This is a genomic window from Sphingomonas sp. LR55, assembly GCF_036856015.1.
Taxonomy (GTDB): domain Bacteria; phylum Pseudomonadota; class Alphaproteobacteria; order Sphingomonadales; family Sphingomonadaceae; genus Sphingomonas.
In genome coordinates, this window is record NZ_JASPFO010000001.1 from 1,127,043 (window position 1) to 1,148,564 (window position 21,522).

The 21,522-nt window shown below is 66.8% G+C and carries 12 protein-coding genes, 1 pseudogene and 1 riboswitch; of the genes and pseudogenes, 7 read left to right on the forward strand and 6 right to left on the reverse strand.

Annotated elements, in window-relative coordinates; genetic code table 11:
• Positions 1–14: 14 nt before the first annotated feature.
• Positions 15–232: riboswitch (cobalamin riboswitch) on the reverse strand.
• Between the two features lie 30 nt (positions 233–262).
• The 3 genes from QP181_RS05380 to QP181_RS05390 form a co-directional block, all read right to left on the reverse strand.
• The gene (locus tag QP181_RS05380; RefSeq protein WP_333927887.1) at positions 263–1,399 is read right to left on the reverse strand and encodes a PepSY-associated TM helix domain-containing protein; all 1,137 of its coding nucleotides are present in this window, start codon (positions 1,397–1,399) and stop codon (positions 263–265) included.
• Entirely contained in the window at positions 1,399–3,426 is a 2,028-nt protein-coding gene (locus tag QP181_RS05385) for a TonB-dependent receptor (RefSeq protein WP_333927888.1), read from the reverse strand. Before QP181_RS05385 ends, QP181_RS05380 begins: the two co-directional genes overlap by 1 nt.
• 121 nt (positions 3,427–3,547) lie before the next feature.
• Positions 3,548–4,048, reverse strand: coding sequence for a hypothetical protein (locus QP181_RS05390; RefSeq protein WP_333927889.1), 501 nt, complete (start codon positions 4,046–4,048; stop codon positions 3,548–3,550).
• A gap of 181 nt (positions 4,049–4,229) precedes the next feature.
• Here QP181_RS05390 and QP181_RS05395 point away from each other — a divergent pair, with 181 nt between their 5' ends.
• The 5 genes and pseudogenes from QP181_RS05395 (at position 4,230) to QP181_RS05415 (ending at position 13,786) form a co-directional block, all read left to right on the forward strand.
• A complete protein-coding gene (locus QP181_RS05395) occupies positions 4,230–6,296 on the forward strand; it encodes a catalase (RefSeq protein ID WP_333927890.1) in 2,067 nt (688 codons plus the stop codon).
• A gap of 169 nt (positions 6,297–6,465) precedes the next feature.
• The gene (locus tag QP181_RS05400; protein ID WP_333927891.1) at positions 6,466–6,990 is read left to right on the forward strand and encodes a 2Fe-2S iron-sulfur cluster-binding protein; all 525 of its coding nucleotides are present in this window, start codon (positions 6,466–6,468) and stop codon (positions 6,988–6,990) included.
• Positions 6,987–7,971 (forward strand): annotated as a pseudogene (locus QP181_RS05405) (FAD binding domain-containing protein). Before QP181_RS05400 ends, QP181_RS05405 begins: the two are co-directional and overlap by 4 nt.
• A complete protein-coding gene (locus QP181_RS05410) occupies positions 7,968–10,313 on the forward strand; it encodes a xanthine dehydrogenase family protein molybdopterin-binding subunit (protein ID WP_333927892.1) in 2,346 nt (781 codons plus the stop codon). The pseudogene QP181_RS05405 and the gene QP181_RS05410 overlap by 4 nt, the downstream one beginning before the upstream one ends.
• A gap of 158 nt (positions 10,314–10,471) precedes the next feature.
• Positions 10,472–13,786 (forward strand): hybrid sensor histidine kinase/response regulator, encoded by a 3,315-nt coding sequence (locus QP181_RS05415; RefSeq protein ID WP_333927893.1) that lies wholly within the window; start codon positions 10,472–10,474, stop codon positions 13,784–13,786.
• A gap of 251 nt (positions 13,787–14,037) precedes the next feature.
• Here QP181_RS05415 and QP181_RS05420 read toward each other — a convergent pair whose 3' ends face one another.
• Together QP181_RS05420 and acs are read right to left on the reverse strand one after the other, a co-directional pair.
• Positions 14,038–14,661 carry a response regulator gene (locus QP181_RS05420; RefSeq protein ID WP_333927894.1) on the reverse strand — a complete coding sequence of 208 codons (624 nt, stop codon included), beginning with the start codon at positions 14,659–14,661 and terminating at the stop codon, positions 14,038–14,040.
• Positions 14,658–16,613, reverse strand: coding sequence for an acetate--CoA ligase (gene acs / locus QP181_RS05425; protein ID WP_333927895.1), 1,956 nt, complete (start codon positions 16,611–16,613; stop codon positions 14,658–14,660). The genes QP181_RS05420 and acs overlap by 4 nt, the downstream gene beginning before the upstream one ends.
• A 308-nt stretch (positions 16,614–16,921) precedes the next feature.
• Between acs and QP181_RS05430 the strand changes: the two genes are divergently transcribed.
• Together QP181_RS05430 and QP181_RS05435 are read left to right on the forward strand one after the other, a co-directional pair.
• Complete coding sequence (locus QP181_RS05430) at positions 16,922–18,214, forward strand: DcaP family trimeric outer membrane transporter (RefSeq protein ID WP_333927896.1); 1,293 nt, start codon at positions 16,922–16,924, stop codon at positions 18,212–18,214.
• 49 nt (positions 18,215–18,263) lie between these two features.
• Positions 18,264–19,931, forward strand: coding sequence for an MFS transporter (locus QP181_RS05435; RefSeq protein ID WP_333927897.1), 1,668 nt, complete (start codon positions 18,264–18,266; stop codon positions 19,929–19,931).
• A 73-nt stretch (positions 19,932–20,004) separates the two neighbouring features.
• On the opposite strand, the gene QP181_RS05440 is transcribed toward QP181_RS05435, so the two are convergent.
• The gene (locus QP181_RS05440) at positions 20,005–21,471 is read right to left on the reverse strand and encodes a tryptophan halogenase family protein (RefSeq protein ID WP_333927898.1); all 1,467 of its coding nucleotides are present in this window, start codon (positions 21,469–21,471) and stop codon (positions 20,005–20,007) included.
• Positions 21,472–21,522: the final 51 nt, after the last annotated feature.

Below are 21,522 nucleotides of genomic sequence, written 5' to 3' on the forward strand. Positions count from 1 at the left end.
CCCTGGACCGGGACAAGAGCGACCAGACGCCGGCAGGTCTCCTGGCTCGCGGGTCAAGGCTCGGCGCACCGCCTTCCCAGGCCTTTCGGCCCAGTGGCTGCCCTCGCGAAGAGGGCTCGTGCGCTTCGCTCGCCGCTTACAGTTGCAGGGACAGCCGCGGCATAGGACGGCGAACCGTCCGCACCGCATTCCCAATCAAGCCCTTCCGGGCACCGACGCGATCTAGCGAGCCACCGGTCGAACCGGCCGCTCTGACGTCGTGCTAGCCGGGTTCGTGCCGGGTGCCAATCGTCCTTTGCGGGTGCCGCCGTCGTTGCCAGCGCAGCACGCCGGTCACGAACAGCGCGATCGGGACGATCCCGGCGGCGAAGGCGAGGACGCGCCCCGCCAATCCGAACGCCTCGCCGCCGTGCAGCGGGTGGAGCCAGTTCATCACGACGTCGCCGCGTGTCTCGGCGAGGCCGTCGCGGGTCGCGAGGATGGCGCCGGTATAAGGATCGAGCCAGACGTTGGTGCGCGGAAAGCGGCGGCTTGGCTCGCCGTCCTGTGCGAGATTGATCCGCGTGGTGCCGGTCGGCGAGGCGGGGGTTTCGATCCAGGCGAGTGCGGCACCGGGAAAGCGGCGCTCGGCAACCGTGACCAGTCGGTCGACCGACACGGGCTCGCCCGGCGCGACAACCTTGAGCGCCGGCATGGGATAGAGCGGCGAGACACGTGTGATGACTGCCCGCGTCTGATCGGGGAGGTCGAGCATCACCCCGGTCGCGGTGACGACGAGCAGCAGGATTGCGCCGGCCAGGCCGATCAGCTTGTGCCAGTCGTACAGCCGGCGGATCGGAGCGGCGTCGCGCTTGAAGCGGAGCGCGCGCCACCAGCCGCCGGGGCGTGGCCACCACGCCCAGATCCCGCTGGCGATCATCAGCAGCATGACGATCCCGGCGATTCCCATGACGATGCCGCCGGGTTTCTCCAGGAGCAGCCGGTAATGCAGGTCGTAGATCCAGGTGACGATGGTATCGCCCCAGAAGCCGGTGCGGATCGTCGTCAGCCGGACCGGGTCGATCCACCCGAGCAACGGCGCGAAATCCCGGCCGGCGGTTTCCTTGGGCCGATAATATCGGACCGGGATCGCGCCGCCGTCCGTCGTGACTTCGATCCGCCATGCGCCGGTGCGATCCGGATGCTCGCGGTGGAGCGTGTCGACGACCGCCTGCCATGATACCGGCCGGGCGCCGTCCGGCACTGCGCGCAACGCCGGGCTGAACGCTGCGTCGATCTCCGGATAGAAGACGAGGATGCTGCCGGTCAGCCCGGCGAACGCGAACAGCGCGCCGATCGACAGCCCCAGCCAGAGGTGGATGCGCCGCACGATCACGCGCAGCGGCGGCCGGCGTGTCATCAGAGCGTCAACCGGACCGCGCCGAACAGCGATCGCGGATCGGCCGGTGCGTGGAGCCGCTGCGTACCGTCGTACCAGACATATTCGTAGCGCGCGTTCGCTAGGTTCTTGAGTTGCGCGGACAGCTCGATCCTCGGCGTCAGCTTGTAGGCCACCTCGGCGTTGAGCACGACGTAATCGCCGTAGCGGCCCTGCGTGTTGGCGGGGTCGAGTTCGTAGCTCGACTGGCCGTTACCCCATAAGGACAGCCGCACCTTCGGATCGGGGGTGACGTCGAGCCCGCCCGAGAAGACGTTCTGCGGGACGTGGTCGATCGCGTTGCCGGCCTGCGACGGGGTGGCCGGGTCGGGCGTGACGATCCGCGCGGTCTGGTGTGAATAGCTGCCCCAGAGCGCGACGGTGCGGACCGGCTTCAGGTCGAGCTGCAGATCGATGCCGCGCCGCCGCGTCCGGCCGAGATTGTCGACATCGCCCGACGGATCGTTCAGCCGCCGCTTCAGCTCGCCGCTCGCGGTCTGTTGCCACAGCGCGACGCGGGCTTCGAGCCAGCGGCCGCGGGTCAGCTTTATGCCCGCTTCATAGCCTTCGTTGATCGAGGGCGCGACGTCGGTGGTCCTTGGCGGCACCAGATAGGCACCCGAGCCTGCACCGATCTGGAACGTTCGCCCGTAATTGGCATAGGCGGTGACCCCGGTCACGGGCGTGATCGCGACGCTCAGCTTGGGCTGGCTGATCGTGCCGTAAGCGTTGATCGGAGCGGTGGTGCCCGCCAGGCGAATGGTGAAGTCGCCGGCGACGCGGTCGAGCCGCCATGCCGGCGTGATCTTGAGCCAGTCGGTCGGCTCGATCACCGCCTGGAGATAGCCGCCATAGACGGTCAGCCCGAAATCCTGGTCGCGCGTCTGGCGGCTGAGCGTACGGCGGTCGGTCAGCCAGCGCAGGCTTTTGTTGTCCTGCACCTGCACGTCGCCGCCCGCCTCGACCATCAGGCCGTGGAGAAAGTCGACCTGGGGATGGTAATGCAGCGCGGCGGTCGCGCCATATTGCCATTCCTCGGTCAGGCGCCGCTGCTGCGGGACGCTGGCCGAAAAGCGGACATAGCGATCGTCGTGGAGGCTGTTGGCATAGCCCTTGGCGCTGAACGCAAGCGTGTCGGCGAGGTCGGAATCGAGATGCAGGCTGTATTGGCCGATATTCCGCGTGCCGCCATCGGTGGCGGACACGGCGTAGGAGCGGGTGCGGTCGGTATAGGCGTCGGCGTCGGTCAGATAGCCGGGTTCTTCGGCGGTTGCGGTAGAATAGCGGACGATCGCCCCCAGGCGGGTCGAACCGAAATCATAGAACCATTTGCCCGCCAGGTTGAGGCGGTCGAGATCGGCATGGTCCCGATAGGCATCGGTCCGACGGTATCCGACCAAATAGTTCTGGCTGAACCCGCCGCGTTCGAGGCCGGCGGAGACCTGTCCGTCGACCGTTCCGAACGCGCCGCCGATCAGTCGCGCGTCGAGGTAGGTGCCGCCGATCCGCGTCAGGATGTTGGCGCTGCCGGCGATCGCGTTCAGCCCCCAGCGCGGATCGGCGGTGCCGCGGACCAGCTCGATCGCGGCGATGTCGAGCGGCGAGACCATGTCGATTCCGGTCATCCCGCCGGCATTGTCGTTGCTGGGAATGCCGTCGATCATTAGCTTGACCGCGTTGATCTCACCTTCGCCGTTGAACCCGCGGATCGAGAAGCGGCCCGAGGTGGTACCCTGGTTGAAGTCGGTCAGCACGACGCCGGGCAGCCGAGCGAACAGCTCCCAGGTGTTGTCGACCGACTGGCGCTGCGCGATGTCGCCGCCGAGGATGTCGACCGACGTCAGGATCGTCTCGGTCGATCGCGCCATGCTCCGCGCGGTGACGACGACCTCGCCGATCGTGAAGCGCGTGTCGGTATCGGTAGGGGTAGGGGCGGGGGTGGGGGCGGTTGTCTGAGCGACGGCGGGAGGTGCGACGAGGCCGGCGGGAATGGCGAGGACGACGGCCATCGCCGCCCCGAATGGAGGCGGAGTACGAAACATATGCAGGAGCCTTCGACAGGCGCGCGACCGTGACGATGCGCGCCGGCAAATGTGGCGAGCCGCGTCCCCTCGGGACGGGCGGCTCGTGTCAGAGAGTCGAGAGGGCGATCGGTGGGCCGCGTAAAGGTGGGCGCAGATAGGACGCGCGGGCTGGCACTAACCGGCGGACGGGGCGGACGCCGATCGCCATGACGAACGCGATCGCCGCCACCAGCAGGGTCGCGTCGACGCTCGCGAGCGCCTGCGCCGAGAGCCCCGAGAACGCGCAGGGCATCTCCATCTTGCCGTGATTGGTGGAAGGATCGTGCTCTGGCATGGCATGACCGGACATGACGTGATCGCCCATGACCATATTCGGCGACGCAGCCATCGATGTGCCGGTTGACGACGGGCCGGTTGTCGACGTCCCGATCATCGACGGGGCAGCCCTCGACGGAGCGACGCCCGAGCACAGGATGATCGCGACGCGGCCGCCTTCGCCGGAGATCATGTAGCCCGACGGCACCAGCAGCTTCATCGCCAGCGCCGCCACGCACAGCCATCCCATCAGCAGCGGGCGGGACAATATGAGGCGGCGCAAGGCGGACACCGCGTACCGGTAGACGGCATGCCCATTGCTGTCACTGTGACATCCTGTCCACGCGGCCGGGGGCGATCGGTGAGCCAATCGGCGCGGGCAATAGGTCAGGAATTCTTTCGCGTGCGTGGACCCAGGCCAGCGCAGCGTTCGTTAACCGCCCATAACTCCGACTGATAACCAAGGATTTGCAATGAGCGACCCCGCAGAGCGCAATCCCGGCAATGGTGGCGAAACCCATCAGCGCGCCGGCGGCGACGTGCCCGTGCTCACGACCAACCACGGCGTGCCCGTTTCCGACAACCAGAACAGCCTGAAGTCCGGCGCGCGTGGTCCCACGCTTCTCGAGGATTTCGTGCTGCGCGAGAAGATCTTCCACTTCGATCACGAGCGGATCCCCGAGCGGATCGTCCACGCGCGAGGCTCGGGTGCGCACGGTTATTTCGAGGCGACCGACGACATCTCCGACCTGACCAAGGCGGCGGTGTTCAAGAAGGGCACCAAGACCGAGCTGTTCACGCGTTTCTCGACGGTCGCCGGTGGCGCCGGTTCGGTCGACACGCCGCGCGACGTGCGTGGCTTCGCGGTCAAGTTCTACACGACCGAGGGCAATTGGGATCTCGTCGGCAACAACATCCCGGTGTTCTTTATCCAGGACGCGATCAAATTCCCCGACCTGATCCATTCGGTGAAGATGGAGGCCGACCGCGCCTATCCGCAGGCCGGCTCGGCGCATGACACGTTCTGGGACTGGGCGTCGCTGACCCCGGAATCGACGCATATGCAGATGTGGGCGATGTCCGATCGCACGCTGCCGCGCTCGTTGCGGATGATGGAAGGCTTCGGCGTCCACACCTTCCAGCTGGTCAACGAAGAGGGCAAGTCGAGCTTCGTGAAGTTCCACTGGAAGCCCAAGCTCGGTCTCCAGTCGACGATCTGGGACGAGACGCTCAAGCTTCAGGCCGCCGACAACGACTATCATCGTCGCGACCTGTGGGAAGCGATCGATACCGGCGACTTCCCCGAGTGGGAGCTGGGCATCCAGGTGTTCGACAAGGCATTCGCCGAGGCGCAGCCCTATGACGTGCTCGATTCGACGAAGCTGATCCCCGAGGAGGACGTCCCCGTCCGGATCATCGGCCGGATGGTGCTCGACCGGAACGTCGACAATTTCTTCGCGGAAACCGAGCAGGCTGCGTTCCTGCCGACCAACATCGTGCCGGGAATCGATTTCTCGAACGATCCGCTGCTCCAGGGACGGTTGTTCAGCTATCTCGATACGCAAAAATCGCGTCTCGGAACGACCAACTTCCACCAGATTCCGGTCAATGCACCACGCAACGACGCGCAGAATTTCCAGCGCGACGGGATGATGCAGACCAAGGTGCCGAAGGGGCGTGCGAACTACGAGCCGAACAGCCTGTCGGTCGTGGGCGAAGACGGTGGGCCACGCGAATCGCCGAACGGGTTCGTGACGACCACCAACCCGACCGGGGCGGACGAGCAGGGCGAGAAGCTGCGGATGCGCGCCGAACTGTTCGGTGATCATTACAGCCAGGCGCGGCTGTTCTGGGTGTCGGCGACGGACAACGAGAAGGCGCACGTCGCGTCGGCCTTTACGTTCGAACTGTCGAAGGTCGGCCTCGCGCACGTTCAGGAGCGCACCGTCGCCAACCTGCGGAACGTGGACGAAGAACTGGCATCGCGCATTGCCGAAGGTCTCGGGATCGACCTGCCGGCAGCTAACCCTGCCTTCCGCGAGCCGGTCGACATGAAGCCAAGCGACGCCCTGTCGATCCAGAAGTCGATGAAGGAGACGCTCGAGGGTCGTCAGGTCGGCATCTTGATCGCGGATGGCTCCGATGGCGCCGAGATCGATGCGGTCGTCAGCGCGGTCGAGGGAGCAGGCGGCAAGGCTGTGCTGGTCGCGCCGAAGGTCGGTGGCGCTAAGCTGGCCGATGGCAGCAAGAAGAAGGCGCACGGCCAGCTTGCTGGCAGCCCGTCGCAGATCTTCGACGCGGTCGCGGTGGTGCTCTCCGAGGACGGATGCAAGACGCTGCTCAAGGAAGGCGCCGCGGTTCAGTGGGTCATGGACGCATTCGGGCATCTGAAGGCGGTTGCAGCCAACGCCGCGTCGAAGCCGCTGCTCGACAAGGCTGGCGTCGAGCCGGATGCCGGTGTCGTTGATCTCGGCAAGATCGCGACGGCGGGCACGAAGCGCTACTGGGATCGCGAACCCAAGGTGCGCATGCTTGCCTGATCGCCAGCGGCAGAATTAGACTAGTGAACAAAGACCGGGGGTGCAGACGATGCGCCTCCGGTTTTTTAATCGATCTTTTCGGCAGTTACGACCATGCCGCTATGGTGGCGGAACCCTGCTTCGGATAAACCGGCAAGAACGATAAAATACCGAAATTCAGGAGATCGCGATGTCGATGATCATCAACGGGGCGGCGGCCGAACCGCCAGTCGATCCGCGCGTTTCTTTGCTCGATTTCCTCCGCGAACATCTCCATCTGACGGGCACCAAAAAGGGCTGCAACCAGGGCGCATGCGGCGCCTGCACCGTCCTTGTCGATGGCGAACGGATCCTGTCCTGCCTGGCGCTGGCGGTGCAATATACCGGCCGGAGCATCACCACGATCGAAGGGCTCTCGACCGAGAGCGCGCTGCATCCATTGCAGCAGGCGTTCATCGATCATGACGGGTTCCAATGCGGCTATTGCACGCCCGGGCAGATTTGTTCGGCGATCGGTATGGCGAACGAGGCCAAGCGGGGCTTGCCGAGTAACGTCACCGCCGATCTGTCCGCCTTCGTCACGCTGACCCGCGAAGAACTCCGGGAGCGCATGAGCGGCAATCTTTGTCGCTGTGGTGCGCATAACGGAATCATCGACGCTATCGCGGAGACTGTCGAGGCTGAGCAAATGCGCGCGGCGGAGGTCGCGGCATGACGCCGTTCACCTACGCACGCGCCGAGGATGTCGCCGATGCGGTGCGGCTCGGGGCCGATCCGGTAACCGCCTATCTCGGTGGCGGCACCAATCTGGTCGACCTGATGCGTGAGACGATCGCCCGGCCCGATCGCGTGATCGACGTCACAGGCCTGTCCGCCGAGATCGCCGAAACCGAGGACGGCGGGCTGTCGATCGGCGCCGCGGTCCGTAACACCGCACTCGCCGAGCATCCGGTGGTACGCGAACGCTATCCCGTGCTGGCGCGCGATCCTGGCGGGGGCGTCACCGCAGATCCGCAACATGGCGACGGTCGGCGGCAATTTGCTGCAACGCACGCGGTGCACCTATTTCTACGATACCGACGGCTCGAACTGCAACAAGCGCGAGCCTGGATCGGGGTGCGATGCGGCGGGCGGGTTCAATCGGATCCACGCGATCCTCGGCGCCTCGCCCGCCTGCGTTGCGACGCATCCGTCGGACATGTGCGTCGCGCTCACCGCGCTCGATGCGACCGTGCACATCGATGGCGTCGCAGGGGCGCGCACGCTGCCGTTCGCCGAGCTTCACCGGCTGCCTGGTGACCATCCCGACCGCGACACGGTGCTCGCACCTGGCGAACTGATCACCGCGATCACAGTGCCGCCGATGCCGTTGGCGACCAACTCGACCTACCGCAAAGTTCGCGACCGGGCGAGCTATGCGTTCGCGCTGGTTTCGGTGGCCGCTGCGTTGCGGATCGACGATGGCCGGGTAGGCAACGTGCGGATCGCGCTGGGCGGCGTCGCGCACAAGCCGTGGCGCGCGCTGAAGGCGGAAGCGATCCTCCGCGGTGCGGTACCGAGCGAGGCGCTGTTCCGCGAGGCGGCGCTGGCCGAACTGGCCGACGCGCATCCCTTGCGCGACAACGGCTTCAAGATCGAACTCGTCAAGCGGACGCTGGTCGCCGTGCTCGGCGATCTCGCAGGAGCAAGCGCATGAGCATCGTCGACAGCGTCAAGGGCGCAACGCAAGCCGTGGTGCAGGGCGCGATGGAGAAACTCGTGCCGCTGGCACCCGACAGCTGGATTCCAGGGGGCGTTCCCGATCCGTTGATCCGCCGCCAGCACGGGCTGATCGGTACGCCGGTGTCGCGTCTCGATGGCGCGGCCAAGGTGCAGGGTGCGGCGCGCTTTGCTGCCGAGGTGCCGCTGCCGGGGATGGTCTATGCCGCGCTGGCCTATGCGACGATCCCACGCGGGCGGATTGCGCGGCTGGATACGGAAGCTGCCGAGGCCGCGACCGGCGTCGTGCTGGTGATGACGCATCGCAACGCGCCACGGATGAACCGGCCTGCGGTGTTCGGCTCGTCGCCGACCGCTGCCGGCCCCGCCGACCTGCCGATCATGCAGGACGACCGGATCCACTGGAACGGCCAGCCGATCGCGGTCGTGCTCGCCGAGACGCAGGAGCAGGCGGATCATGCCGCGTCGCTGATCGTCGCTGATTATGACGCGGAGCCGGCGCTGACCTCGTTCGACGAGGCCAAGACCGCGGGGGCGGAGCCCGGTGCGTTCATGGGACAGGCGTTGCAGGCAGAGGTCGGTGACGCCGAGGCGATGCTGAAGGCGGCACCGCATGCGGTCGATAACGTCTATCGGACGCCGCGCCACAACCACAATGCGATCGAACCGCACGCGTCGACGGTGGTCTGGGATGGTGATCGACTGACGATCCACGATGCGAGCCAGCTGGTCACCGCGGAGGCCGCGACGATCGCCGACGTGTTCGATCTTGCCGCCGACCAGGTCCATGTCCTGTCGCCCTATGTCGGTGGCGGCTTTGGCGGAAAGTGCTTGTGGGATCACCAGATCCTCGGCGCGGCTGCGGCCAAGCTCGTGCAGCGGCCGGTGCGGATCGCGCTCAGTCGCGAGGGTGTCTACCGGATCGTCGGTGGCCGCACGCTGACCGAACAGCGCGTCGCGATCGGCGCGGCGGACGATGGCCATTTCCAGGCAATGATCCACGCGGGCACGACCGCGACGACGCCGCACAACGACATGCCCGAGCCGTTCATCGTCGGCTCGAAATCGGGTTATGCGGCGGACAGCGTGAAACTGTCGGTCGAGGTCGTCCGGCTCAACATGCTTGCCAACACGTTCATGCGCGCGCCCGGCGAGTCGGTCGGCACCTTCGCGCTCGAATCCGGCATCGACGAACTTGCGGTAGAACTCGGTATCGATCCGATCGACCTCCGCATCCGCAACGAACCGGACACCGATCCGCTTTCGGGGCTGCCCTTCTCGTCGCGGCATCTGGTCGAAGCGTGGCGTGCGGGCGCGGAGAAGTTTGGTTGGGACCAGCGGTCGCCCGAGCCGGGCCTGCGCCGCGACGGCGAGTGGCTGATCGGGATGGGCTGTGCGACCGCCACCTATCCCTATTACCGGATGCCGGGCGCTGCGGCGCGGATCACGCTGTCGGCACCGGGGACGGGGGCCGCGACCGCGATCGTCGAAGTGTCCGCACAGGAGATGGGGATGGGCACCGCGACGACCACGACGATGGTCGCGGCCGAGCGGCTTGGCCTGCCGATGGAGGCGGTCGACGTGCGCTATGGCGACTCGGTCATTCCCGGTGCGATCCTCGCCGGCGGATCGCAGCAGACCGCGGCGATCGGTGCGGCGGTGATCGCCGCGCACAATGCGCTGGTAAGTGAGCTGCTCAAGCTTGCCGGGAACGACTCCCCGCTTGCCGGGCTGTCGGTCGACGAGGTCGGCAGCGATGACGCGGGTCTTGCCAAGCTCGACGATCCGGCGCGGCGCGAAAGCTATGCCTCGATCCTCGCACGGGCGCAGCGCGACAGCGTGAGCGTGACCGAAGAGGCGTCGCAACCGCTCGAACTGATGCATTGGTCGATGCATTCCTACGGCGCGATGTTCTGCGAGGTGCGCGTCAACAGCGTCACCGGCGAGACGCGCGTCAGCCGCTTCCTCGGCTCGTTCGACACCGGGCGTATCCTCAACCCCAAGACGGCGCGCAGCCAGTTCCGCGGCGGGATCATCATGGGCCTCGGCATGGCGCTGATGGAGGAGACGCAGTTCGACGAGCGCAACGGCCGGATCATGAACCCGAGCCTCGCCGAATATCACGTGCCGGTGCATCTCGACGTGCCCGAGATCGACGTGATCTGGACCGACATCGCCGACCCGCACACGCCGATGGGCGCGCATGGGATCGGCGAGATCGGCATCACCGGCGTCGCCGCGGCGGTCGCCAATGCGGTCTACAATGCCTGCGGCAAACGCGTTCGCGACCTGCCGATCACGCTCGACAAGCTGCTCTAGCTTCTCACCTGCGTATCCTCCTCCTGGCGGGAGGATCGAGGCGAGCGACAACCACTCGGTTTACGCCGGGTGGCTGTCGCCGACCGCGCGGATCGGCGCTATGTCTGTCGTGACACCGCGCTTCGGCGCCAGACTGGAGCGCATCCATCACCCGACCGATGATCATTCTCGCCATTCTCGGCTATGGCGCGCTGCTGTTCGGGATTGCGTGGGTGGTCGATCGGCGCGGGCTGTCGCAGCGGCTAGGGCGGATCGCGTATCCGTTGTCGCTGGCAGTCTATTGCAGCAGCTGGACGTTCTTCGGCGGGGTCGGGACTGCGGCGACGCGGGGGTGGGACTACCTCGCCATCTATCTCGGGCCGGCGCTGGTGTTCCTGCTCGCGCCGAAGTTTCTCGCGCGGCTGGTGCGGCTGGCCCGCGAGGAGGGGTCGAGTTCGATCTCCGACTTCATCTCCGCGCGCTATGGCCGCAGTCGGGGGACCGCGGCGATCGTCGCGGGGACGGCGTTGCTCGCGTCGGTGCCGTATATCGCGCTCCAGTTGCGGTCGGTGACGCTGAGCTTCGGCGCGATCGCCGGCGTCGGCAGCTCGGCGGAGGTCGGCTTGCTGGTCGCGTTGCTGCTCGCGGTCTTCGCGATCGTGTTCGGCGCGCGCCGGTACGAGGTCGCCGGGCGCAACCCTGGCGTGGTCGCGGCCATCGCGGCGGAGTCGCTGATCAAGCTGCTGTGCTTCGTCGTCCTCGGAGTGGTGACCGTGATGCTGCTCGTCGACGTACCGGCTGAGACACTGGCACCGTCACTAGCGCGGCTGCAGTCGGGCTTCACCTGGGGCGCGCTGACGTCCGATTTCTGGGTGCGGACGCTGCTGTCGGCGCTTGCGATCCTGTGCCTGCCGCGGCAATTCTATGTCGGCGTCATCGAGGCGCGCGGGCCCGACGCCGTCGCCCGGGCGCGCGGCCCGTTCATAGCGTATATGGTGGTCATCTCGCTGCTCGTGCTGCCGCTCGCGCTGGCGGGGATGACGCTGTTGCCGGGCGATGCCGAGCCCGATCTGTACGTGCTCGCGGTGCCGTTGCAGCAGGGTGAGCATCTGGTCGCGCTGATCGCATTTCTTGGCGGGTTCTCGGCCGCGACGGCGATGGTGGTGGTCGAGACGATCGCGTTGTCGACGATGGCGACCAACGATCTGCTTGCGCCGCTGCTGCTCCGGCGGCACGGCGAGGCGGGGGAGGGCGAGCTAGGCCGGCGGATGCTGCGCGTGCGGCGGGTGATCATCGCCGCGATCGTCGCGGTCGCGCTGGTGTATGGGCGCAGTCTGGGTGCGGACCTGCCGCTGGCCTCGATCGGGCTGATCGCGTTCGCTGGCGTCGCGCAGTTCGCGCCTGCGCTGATCGCGACGGTGGGGTGGAACTTCGCCAATCACAACGCGGCGCGGGCCGGACTGATCGGGGGCGTGATCGTCTGGATCTACTGCCTGTTGCTGCCGTCGATCGGCGAGAGCATTGGCCCGATGCTGGCACACTTCACGCGCGGTTGGCTCGATCCCGATGCGTTGCTCGGCTGGCGGCTCGGCTCGCCTTTGGTCAATGGCACGGTGTGGAGTCTTGCCGTCAACGTCGCGCTGATCGCCGGTCTGCACTTGCGCGAGCGGCATCGGGGGAACGCGGCGCTCGACCATGTCACGACGCTCGGCGAATTGCGGATGCTGGTCGCGCGGTTCGTCGGCGACGGCGAGGCGGAGGCGATCGGTGTGGCGTCACCCGATCTGCGCGCGCCGATCGACGGCCCTGCGGCGCGCACCGCCGAGCGGTTGATCGCGGGCGTGATCGGCGCACCGTCGGCGCGGAAGATCGTCGCGTCGAGCATCGCCGGGTCGGCGATCGACGTCAGCGACGTGGTCCGCCTGCTCGACCAGCGCGGGCGCTCGCTGCGGTTCTCGCGCACGTTGCTGTCCGCGACGCTGGAGACGATCGACCCGGGGGTGAGCGTTATCGATGCGGACCTGCGGCTGGTCGCGTGGAATCCGCGCTATGTCGAGATGTTCGACTATCCCGAGGGCTATGTCGTGGTCGGGCGCTCGATCGCCGACCTGATCCGGTACAATGCCGAGCGTGAGGGGGTCGGCGATATCGCGGCGCATGTCGGTCGGCGGGTGGCGCATCTCGCGCGCGGCACGCCGCATAGTTTCGAGCGGCAACGGCCATCGGGGCGGTGGATCAAGATGGTCGGACGGCCGATGCCGGGCGGGGGCTACGTCCAGAGCTTCACCGACATTACCGCGGAGAAGGAGGCGCAGGCCGATCTCGAGGCGCGGGTCGTCGCGCGGACGCAGGATCTCGCGCGGTCGAACCACATGCTCGACGAGGCGCGGGCGGTGGCGGAGACCGCGACGCGCGACAAGACGCGGTTTCTGGCGGCGGCGAGCCATGATCTGTTGCAGCCGTTGCATGCGGCGCGGCTGTTCTGTGCGGCGCTCGACGAGGGGAAGGCGCCGCATCAGGGTGAACTGGTCCGCGCGATCGATGGTGCGATCGGATCGGCGGACACGTTGCTGCGGGCGTTGCTTGACGTGTCGCGGCTCGATGCGGGGGGCGTCGTGCCGAAGGTCGAGCGGTTCGCGCTGGGGGTGTTGATCGAGGAACTGGCGGTGCAGTTTGGGCCGTTGGCAGGCGAGCGGGGGCTGGTGCTGGCGTCGCATCCGGGGGCGTTCAGCGTGGCGACGGATCGGTCGTTGCTGCGGTCGATCCTGCAGAATTTCCTGTCGAATGCGGTGCGCTATTCGGCGGATGGGCGGATCTGGATCGGGGCGCGGCGGCGGGGTGACGACGTGCTGATCGAGGTGCGTGATGCCGGGCCGGGGATTGCTGCCGGGGACCGCGAGCGGATCTTCGAGGAGTTCGAGCGGCTCGAAAGCAAGGGGAGTGCGGGCGGCGGCGTTGGGCTGGGGCTGGCGATCGTCCGGCGGATCGCGCGGTTGCTCGGGGTGACGGTGGAGTTGCGGTCGGAATTGGGGCGGGGGACGACGTTTGCGGTGCGCGTGCCGCTGGCGCCGGCCGGGTTGGACGTTTTGTTGCCAACGCCTCCGGCGAGCCGCGCGCTGGTGCCGGGGTTGCGGGTGCTGTGTCTCGACAACGACGCGACGATCCTGGCGGCGCTCGATGCGGCGTTGCGCGCCCGGCGGTGCGTGCCGTTGCTGGCCGCGACGACCGCCGAGGCGATGGAACTGGCGGCGGACGAGGAGCCGGATGTGGCGCTGGTCGACTTTCACTTGGACGAGGTAGAGGATGGGCTGGATGTGGTTGCGCGGTTGCGGGCGATGGTGCCGGCGCCGGCGATTGCGCTGGTGACGGCGGATCGTGCGGTGGCGGAGGATGTGCGGTGTGCGGGGCTCGTCGTGCTGACCAAACCGGTGGTGCCGGCGGATCTGTGGCGGTTTATCGAGGAGGCTTCGGCGGCGGCAGCGCGGGGAAGTTGATCCTCCCCCGCAAGGGGGAGGTGGCAGGCGCTTGCCTGACGGAGGGGGAGGAAAGGAGGAACCGCTGTTGCGAGGGCCTCCCCCTCCGTCTCCTCCGGCGCCACCTCCCCCTGGCGGGGGAGGATTGGGGGCACGGGCACACTTCGTCATCCTGACGAACGTCAGGATCCAGAGCCACGATCGGGGTGGGTGGTATCCTGGGTCCTGACTTTCGTCAGGATGACGTTGTGGGAGGGGCAGTCTGTGCGCGGCTAATCGGCGAAGTGGATGTCCATTGCCCGAGCCGCGAGGACGGCTTGCGTGCGGTTTTGGACGCCGAGTTTGCGGAGGATGGCGGTCATGTGGCCTTTCACCGTGCCTTCGGAGATGCCGAGGTCGAAGGCGACTTGCTTGTTCAGGCGACCGGCCAGCACGCCGAGCAGGACTTTGAGTTCGGTTGGGGTGAGGCTGGCGACGCGCGTGGCCATGTCGTCGACAGGGGCGCCTTCGGCTGGCGCATTGCGTTCGCCGGCTAGGGCTCGGGCTACGGCGTTTTCCAGCGTCGCGAGGTCGGCGATTTTTGAGACGAAGCCGATTGCGCCATACGCCCGCGCACGGGGCGCCGCTTCGGCTTCGTCGGCCGAGGAAATCACCATGATCGGTGTGTCCGGACGCTCGGCGTGAAGCAGCGCGACCCCCGCGAACCCTTCCGAGCCCGGCATGCGCAGATCCAGCAGGATCAGGTCGAGCCGCTTGGCGTCGCGCGCCGCGTCGACCGCCTCGCAGAGTTGCCCCGCCTCGATCACCACTGCGTCGGGCGCGGCGCGGCTGACCGCCAGTTTGAGCGCCTGGCGGAACAGCGGGTGATCGTCGGCGATGAGGATCGTGCGCGTCATGCCGGTACGGGGATAGCCTCCTCGCGGCCGGCGATCAGCGCGTCGACCACCGCGGGATCGGCGAGCGTCGAGGTGTCGCCGAGCTGGTCGAGCTGGTTCTCCGCGATCTTCCGCAGGATACGGCGCATGATCTTGCCCGACCGCGTCTTGGGCAAAGCGGGCGCGAATTGGAGGATGTCGGGCGTCGCGATCGGCCCGATCTCGCGGCGGACCCACTGCACCAGCTCTTTGCGCAGCTCCTCGCTCGGCTCGGCGTTCGCGTTCAAGGTGACGTAGGCGTAGATGCCCTGGCCCTTCACGTCGTGCGGCATGCCGACGACCGCGGCTTCGGCGACCTTCGAATGCGCGACGAGCGCGCTCTCGACTTCGGCGGTGCCCATCCGGTGGCCGCTGACGTTGATGACGTCGTCGACGCGGCCGGTGATCCAGTAATAGCCGTCCTCGTCGCGGCGGCAGCCGTCGCCGGTGAAATACTTGCCGGGATAGGTCGAGAAATACGTCTGGAAGAAGCGCTCGTGATCGTTCCACACAGTGCGCATCTGGCCGGGCCAACTGTCGGCGATGACGAGATTGCCCTCGACCGCGCCCTCCAGCACCTTGCCGTCCGCATCGACCAGTTCGGGCATCACGCCGAACAGGGGCTTGGTCGCACTACCCGGTTTGAGCGCGGTTGCGCCGGGCATGGGGCTGATCATGTGGCCCCCGGTTTCGGTCTGCCACCAGGTGTCGACGATCGGGCAACGGCCGTCGCCGACGACATTGTGATACCAGTTCCATGCCTCGGGATTGATCGGTTCGCCGACCGAGCCGAGCAGCCGGAGCGACTTGCGGCTGGTGCGCGTCACCCAGTCGTCGCCCTCGCGCATCAGCGAGCGCAGCGCGGTCGGTGCGGTGTAGAGGATGTTGACCTGGTATTTGTCGACGATCTGCCAGAAGCGGCTGTGATCGGGGTAGTTGGGCACGCCCTCGAACATCACCGTCGTCGCGCCGTTGGCGAGCGCACCGTAGAGCGAGTAGGTGTGGCCGGTGACCCAGCCGACGTCGGCTGCACACCAGAAGATCTCGCCGGGGCGGTAGTTGAAGACGTATTCGTGCGTCATCGACGCCCATACCAGATAGCCGCCGGTCGAGTGGAGCACGCCCTTGGGCTGGCCGGTCGAGCCGCTGGTGTAGAGGATGAACAGCGGGTCCTCGGCGTTCATCGGCTCGGGGGCGCAGTCGGTCGACTGGCCCTTGACGCAGTCCGCGTACCAGCAGTCGCGACCTTCGGTCATGGTGACCTTGCCGCCGGTGCGACGGACGACGATGACGGTCTCGACCGCGAGATCGCCGTGGTCGAGCGCGGCGTCGACGTTCGCCTTCAACGGCACGGTCTTGCCGCCACGCAGGCCCTCGTCGGCGGTGATGACGATGCGGCTGTCGCAATCGTGAATGCGGTTGCACAGGCTCTCGGGCGAGAAACCGCCGAACACCACCGAATGGATCGCGCCGATCCGCGCGCAGGCGAGCATCGCGAACGCCGCCTCGGGGATCATCGGCAGATAGATCGTGACGCGGTCGCCCTTCTTGACGCCCTTGGCCTTCAGCGCATTGCCGAGCTTCGAGACCTCGTCGCGCAGTTCGGCATAGCTGATCTTGCGGTCGTCGGCGGGGTCGTCGCCCTCCCACAGGATCGCGGTCGCGTCGGGACGCGCGTCGGCGTGGCGATCGACGCAGTTGGCGGCGACGTTGAGCTGCCCGTCCTCGAACCAGCGGATGTGGAAATCGCTCTCGTCGAACGAGGTGTCCTTGATCTTCGTCGGGGTGACGATCCAGTCGAGCCGCTTGGCCTCCTTCGCCCAGAACGCGTCGGGATCGGTGGCGGCCTCGGCATACATCCGGTCATAGGCGGCGGCATCGATCAGGGCGTCCTTCGCCCATTCCGCGGGGACGGGATAGCTTGCCTCGGTCATCTGGCTCTCCTTTTGCCGCGCTGTACGCGGTCGTGTTCGGGCGATCATCCCGCACCAAAGTAAGGGATGGACGGGCGGACGCAATGCGCCATGATGACGACGCTAATTCCACGCGTAAGACCAGTGGAAGAGCGCGGAGACGGGGATGACACGGATGGCATTCAAGACGAGGCTGGCCTTGACGGCGTTGCTGGCGGGTACTGCGCTGGTACCGGGTATGGCGCAGGCGCAGACGGCACGCGAGATCGAGCTCGAGACGCGATTGAAGGCGCTCGAAGCCGCCGTGCGGGATCTGCGCGGCGAGCTGAATGCAGCGCGCGACCGCTGCGGCGCCGATCGCCCCGACTGCCATGAACCCGGCTCCCATGAACACCAATCCCATGACCGCGTCGTCGATGAGCGTGGCATCCGAGTCGCCAGGCCGATCGTCCGGCGCGACCAACGTGGCCCAGGCCAAGCCTGTCGCGGCAAATTCGGCACCGACCGACGGTTTCCGCGTCGGCAACACGACGGTCAAGCTCGGCGGCTTCGTTCGCCTCAACGTCATTGCCAGCCGCTACAGCGATGGCGAAGCCGCGGTCGGCGGGCTGGGCAAGGAGTTCTTCCTGCCGCAGCAGATTCCGGTCGGCGGCGGGTTCTCCACACAGGATCTGCTGCTCTCCGCACGCCAGACCCGCCTGCAGTTCAGCACGTCGACGCCGATGAACGGCACCGACATCAAGACGCTGGTGGAGTTCGATTTCGCGCTCGCGACGGCGCCGGTCGGCGCGCAGCGTGCGACCAATCCCTACACGCCCACCTTCCGCCGCGGCTTCATCGAATATGGCAACCTGTTGGTCGGCCAGGAATGGTCGACTTTCCAGAACATCGCGGTGCTGCCGGAGACGACGGATTTCGTCGGACCGCTGGACGGCACGGTGTTCAACCGCCAGGCCCAGGTCCGCTACACCATCCCGTTGCGATCCGGCCTGACGTTGCAGATCGCGGCCGAGAACCCCGAAACGGAAACGGCATTGCCGGCCAACGCCGCGCTGGTCGACACGGATGACGATCGCCTGCCCGACGTGGTGGCACGGGTGAACTGGAAGCCGCATTTCGGCGATTTCGCGCTCGCCGGCCTCGCGCGCGAGTTGCGCACCGATACGCTGGGCAGCGGCGATACCGCCTTCGGCTGGGGCGTTTCCGGGTCCGGCAAGATTCCGATCGGCAAGCGTCACGACCTGCGCTTCATGGCAACCTACGGGCAGGGCATCGGCCGCTATCTGGGACTGGGATACGTGCCCGACGCGATCTACGGCGGCGCCGCGACCCAGCTCGAGCGGATCGATAATTTCGCGGCCTTCGCGGCGTTCCGTATCGGCTGGACCGATGCGATCCACTCGACGCTCATGGGCAGCTACCAGTCGGCCAATTATCCTGCAGGCGTGATCGTCACGGGGCTGGCGAACGCCAAGTCCTATGGCGGCGCGGGCAACCTGTTCTGGTCGCCGGGCAAGGGCTTCGACATCGGCGTGGAATATCGCCACGCCGTGCGCGAACTCGTCTCCGGTGACACCGGCGCGCTCGATCGCCTCGAATTCGCATTCAAATACGGGTTCTGACTGCCCAACGCTGCAGAATCCCCACCGCACCACCTGAGAGGATACCGCCATGGCGACTACAACCGGGGACGCATCGCCCCTTGGTCACGTGAAGCAGAGCCAGCCGCTGATTATCATCGCTTCCTCGCTGGGGGCGGTGTTCGAATGGTATGATTTCTACCTCTACGGCCTGCTCGCGACGATCATCACCGCGCAGTTCTTCTCCGGCGTCAACGAGACCACCGGGTTCATCTTCGCGCTGGCGGCGTTCGCGGCCGGGTTCGCGGTGCGGCCGTTCGGTGCGCTGGTGTTCGGGCGGATCGGCGATGTCGTTGGCCGCAAGAACACCTTCCTCGTGACGATGGCGATCATGGGCCTGTCGACGTTCCTGGTCGGCCTGCTGCCAAGCTACGCCTCGGTCGGCGTCGCCGCGCCGATCGCGCTGGTCGTGTTGCGCCTGTTGCAGGGCCTCGCGCTCGGCGGAGAATATGGCGGGGCTGCGACCTATGTCGCGGAGCATGCGCCTGACAAGAAGCGCGGGCTGTTCACCAGCTTCATCCAGACCACCGCCTCGCTCGGGCTGTTCGCGGCGCTGTTGATCGTCATCGGCGTGCGGACTCTGGTTGGCGAAGAGGCGTTCGCGGCGTGGGGCTGGCGTATTCCGTTCATCGTCTCGATCGCGTTGCTCGCGGTATCGCTCTGGATCCGCATGCAGCTCGAAGAGAGCCCGGTGTTCCAGAAGATGAAGGACGAGGGCAAGACCTCGAAGGCGCCGCTGACCGAAGCGTTCGGGCAGTGGAGCAATTTGAAGGTCGTGCTGATCGCGCTGTTCGGTGCGGTCGTTGGGCAGGGCGTCGTGTTCTACACCAGCCAGTTCTACGCGCTGTTCTTCCTCGAGAAAAACCTGCGCGTCGATGGGCCGACCACCAACATCCTGATCGCGATCGCGCTGCTGATCGCAACGCCCGCGTTCATCTTCTTCGGCTGGCTGTCGGACAGGATCGGGCGGAAATACATCATCCTGACCGGCTGCGCGCTCGCCGCGCTGACCTACATGCCGCTGTTCCACGCGCTGTCGAAGGCCGCCAACCCCGCGCTGTATGCGGCGCAGGCCAATTCGCCGGTGAGCATCGTCGCCAATCCCGACGAATGCTCGGTGCAGTTCGACCCGGTCGGCAAGAACAAGTTCGACAAGAGCTCGTGCGACATCGCCAAGGCGTATCTGGCGAAGGCCGGCATTTCGTACGCCAATGTGATCGCGCCCGCGGGCACCGTCGCGCAGATCCATATCGGCGGCGCGACCATCCCGGTCGTCAACCCGGCGGTCGTGTCTGGGCCTGATAAGGCGGCGGCGATCAAGGCGTTCCAGACCGAGGTGAAGACCGCGCTGACCGCGGTGGGTTACCCCGAAAAGGCTGATCCGGCGCAGATCAACAAGCCGATGGTCGTCGCGATCCTCGTCCTGCTCGTGCTGTACGTGACGATGGTTTACGGGCCGATCGCCGCGTTGCTGGTCGAGCTGTTCCCGACGCGGATCCGCTACACCTCGATGTCGCTGCCCTATCATATCGGCAATGGCTGGTTCGGCGGGTTCTTGCCGACCGCGGCGTTCGCGATGGTCGCGGCGACCGGGGATATCTATTACGGGCTCTGGTATCCGATCGTCGCCTGCGCGGTGACGGCCTTGGTCGGGTTGGTGTTCCTGCCGGAGACGTTCCGCCGGTCGCTGCACGGCTGAGCTGCTGCGTTACCGACAACCTGATCGGCCCCGAGGCGCTTAGGCGCGCCTCGGGGCCGAAATGTTTTGGGCGTCAGGTTCGAACTGGGGACCGCATGGGCGGGACGCCCTCAAACCGGCCATGTGCCGCAACGAAGTCGCCATGGCCGGGCAATGCCTGCGCCGTGCGCAACGTCGCCCCGCGGATCTGACGGACCGCGTCCGCAACGCGGTCGGCGTCGAGCGCATCGACGATCGGGTCATAACCTACCGGGACGACATCCTGGCCGAGCAGCACCTGCACCCAGCTCGAAATGCCGAAAAGTTCATCGTCGTAGCGGAAGATGCGGGCGTTTTTGCGGAACAGCGTGAGCTTGCGCGTCAGGCTATCGGGGATCGGCATCGTCCGGACATGCCGCCAGAACGCGGAATCATCGCGATGGGTGGCGTGGTAGTGCAGGATGATGAAGTCGCGGACCGAGGTATAGGCGTCACCCATCAGGCGGTTATATTCGTCGCGTTCGACATCGGCAAAACCGCGGTCGGGGAACAGCGCGAACAGCTTCGAGATACCGGTCTGGATCAGGTGGATGCTGGTCGATTCGAGTGGCTCGAGAAACCCACCCGCGAGGCCAAGTGCGACGACGTTGCCCTCCCACAGCTTTTCCCGACGCCCCGCCTTGAACCGCAACTGGCGCGGCTCGGCGGTCGGTTTCGAGTCGAGGTTGGCGAGCAACGTAGCGGTCGCCTCGTCATCCGAGATGTGCGCGCTGGAATAGACATGGCCATTGCCGGTGCGATGCTGGAGCGGGATCCGCCATTGCCAGCCGGCGGTGCGCGCGGTGGCCCGCGTATAGGGCAATAGCGGCGTGCTCGGTTTGGTCGGCACCGCGACTGCGCGATCGCAGGGGAGCCAGTGCGACCAGTCATCGAACGCCACGCCCATCGTTTCGCCGAGTAACAGGCTGCGGAAGCCGGAACAGTCGATGAACAGATCGCCGTCGACCGATTGGCCACCTTCGAGCCGAACGGCGCGGACATGGCCAGTCAGCGGATCGCGATCCGTGCCGGTGATCCGCCCTTCGATCCGGGTGACGCCACCGGCCTCGGCGCGGCGACGGAGGAACGCCGCGTAGAGCCCGGCGTCGAAATGATAGGCGTAGGCGAGCGGTGGCTGGCCGCCTGGCTGGCCGAACTTGTGCAGATAGGCGGCGACCGCGGAGGGCGCATATTCCTCGAGCGTGCCGATACCGGGACGATCGCGCAGTTTCAGCCAGAGCTGGTGGAAGGCGAGACCCTGGATGTCGCGGCCATGCCCGCCAAAGGCGTGCATGTAGCGGTCGTCACCGGTGTCCCAGCCGACGAACTCGATGCCGAGCTTGAAGGTGGCGCCGGTCGCGCGGAGGAAGTCGCGTTCGTCGATCCCGAGCAGCGCGTTGAAGCCAAGGATCGGCGGGATCGTAGCCTCGCCGACGCCGACCGTGCCGATCGCGTCGGACTCGATCAGGACGACCTGGCGCTGGCCATCGTCGAGATAGCGGGCGGCGGCCGCGGCGGCCATCCAGCCGGCGGTCCCCCCGCCGACGATGACGACTTTGCGGATGGGGCCAGG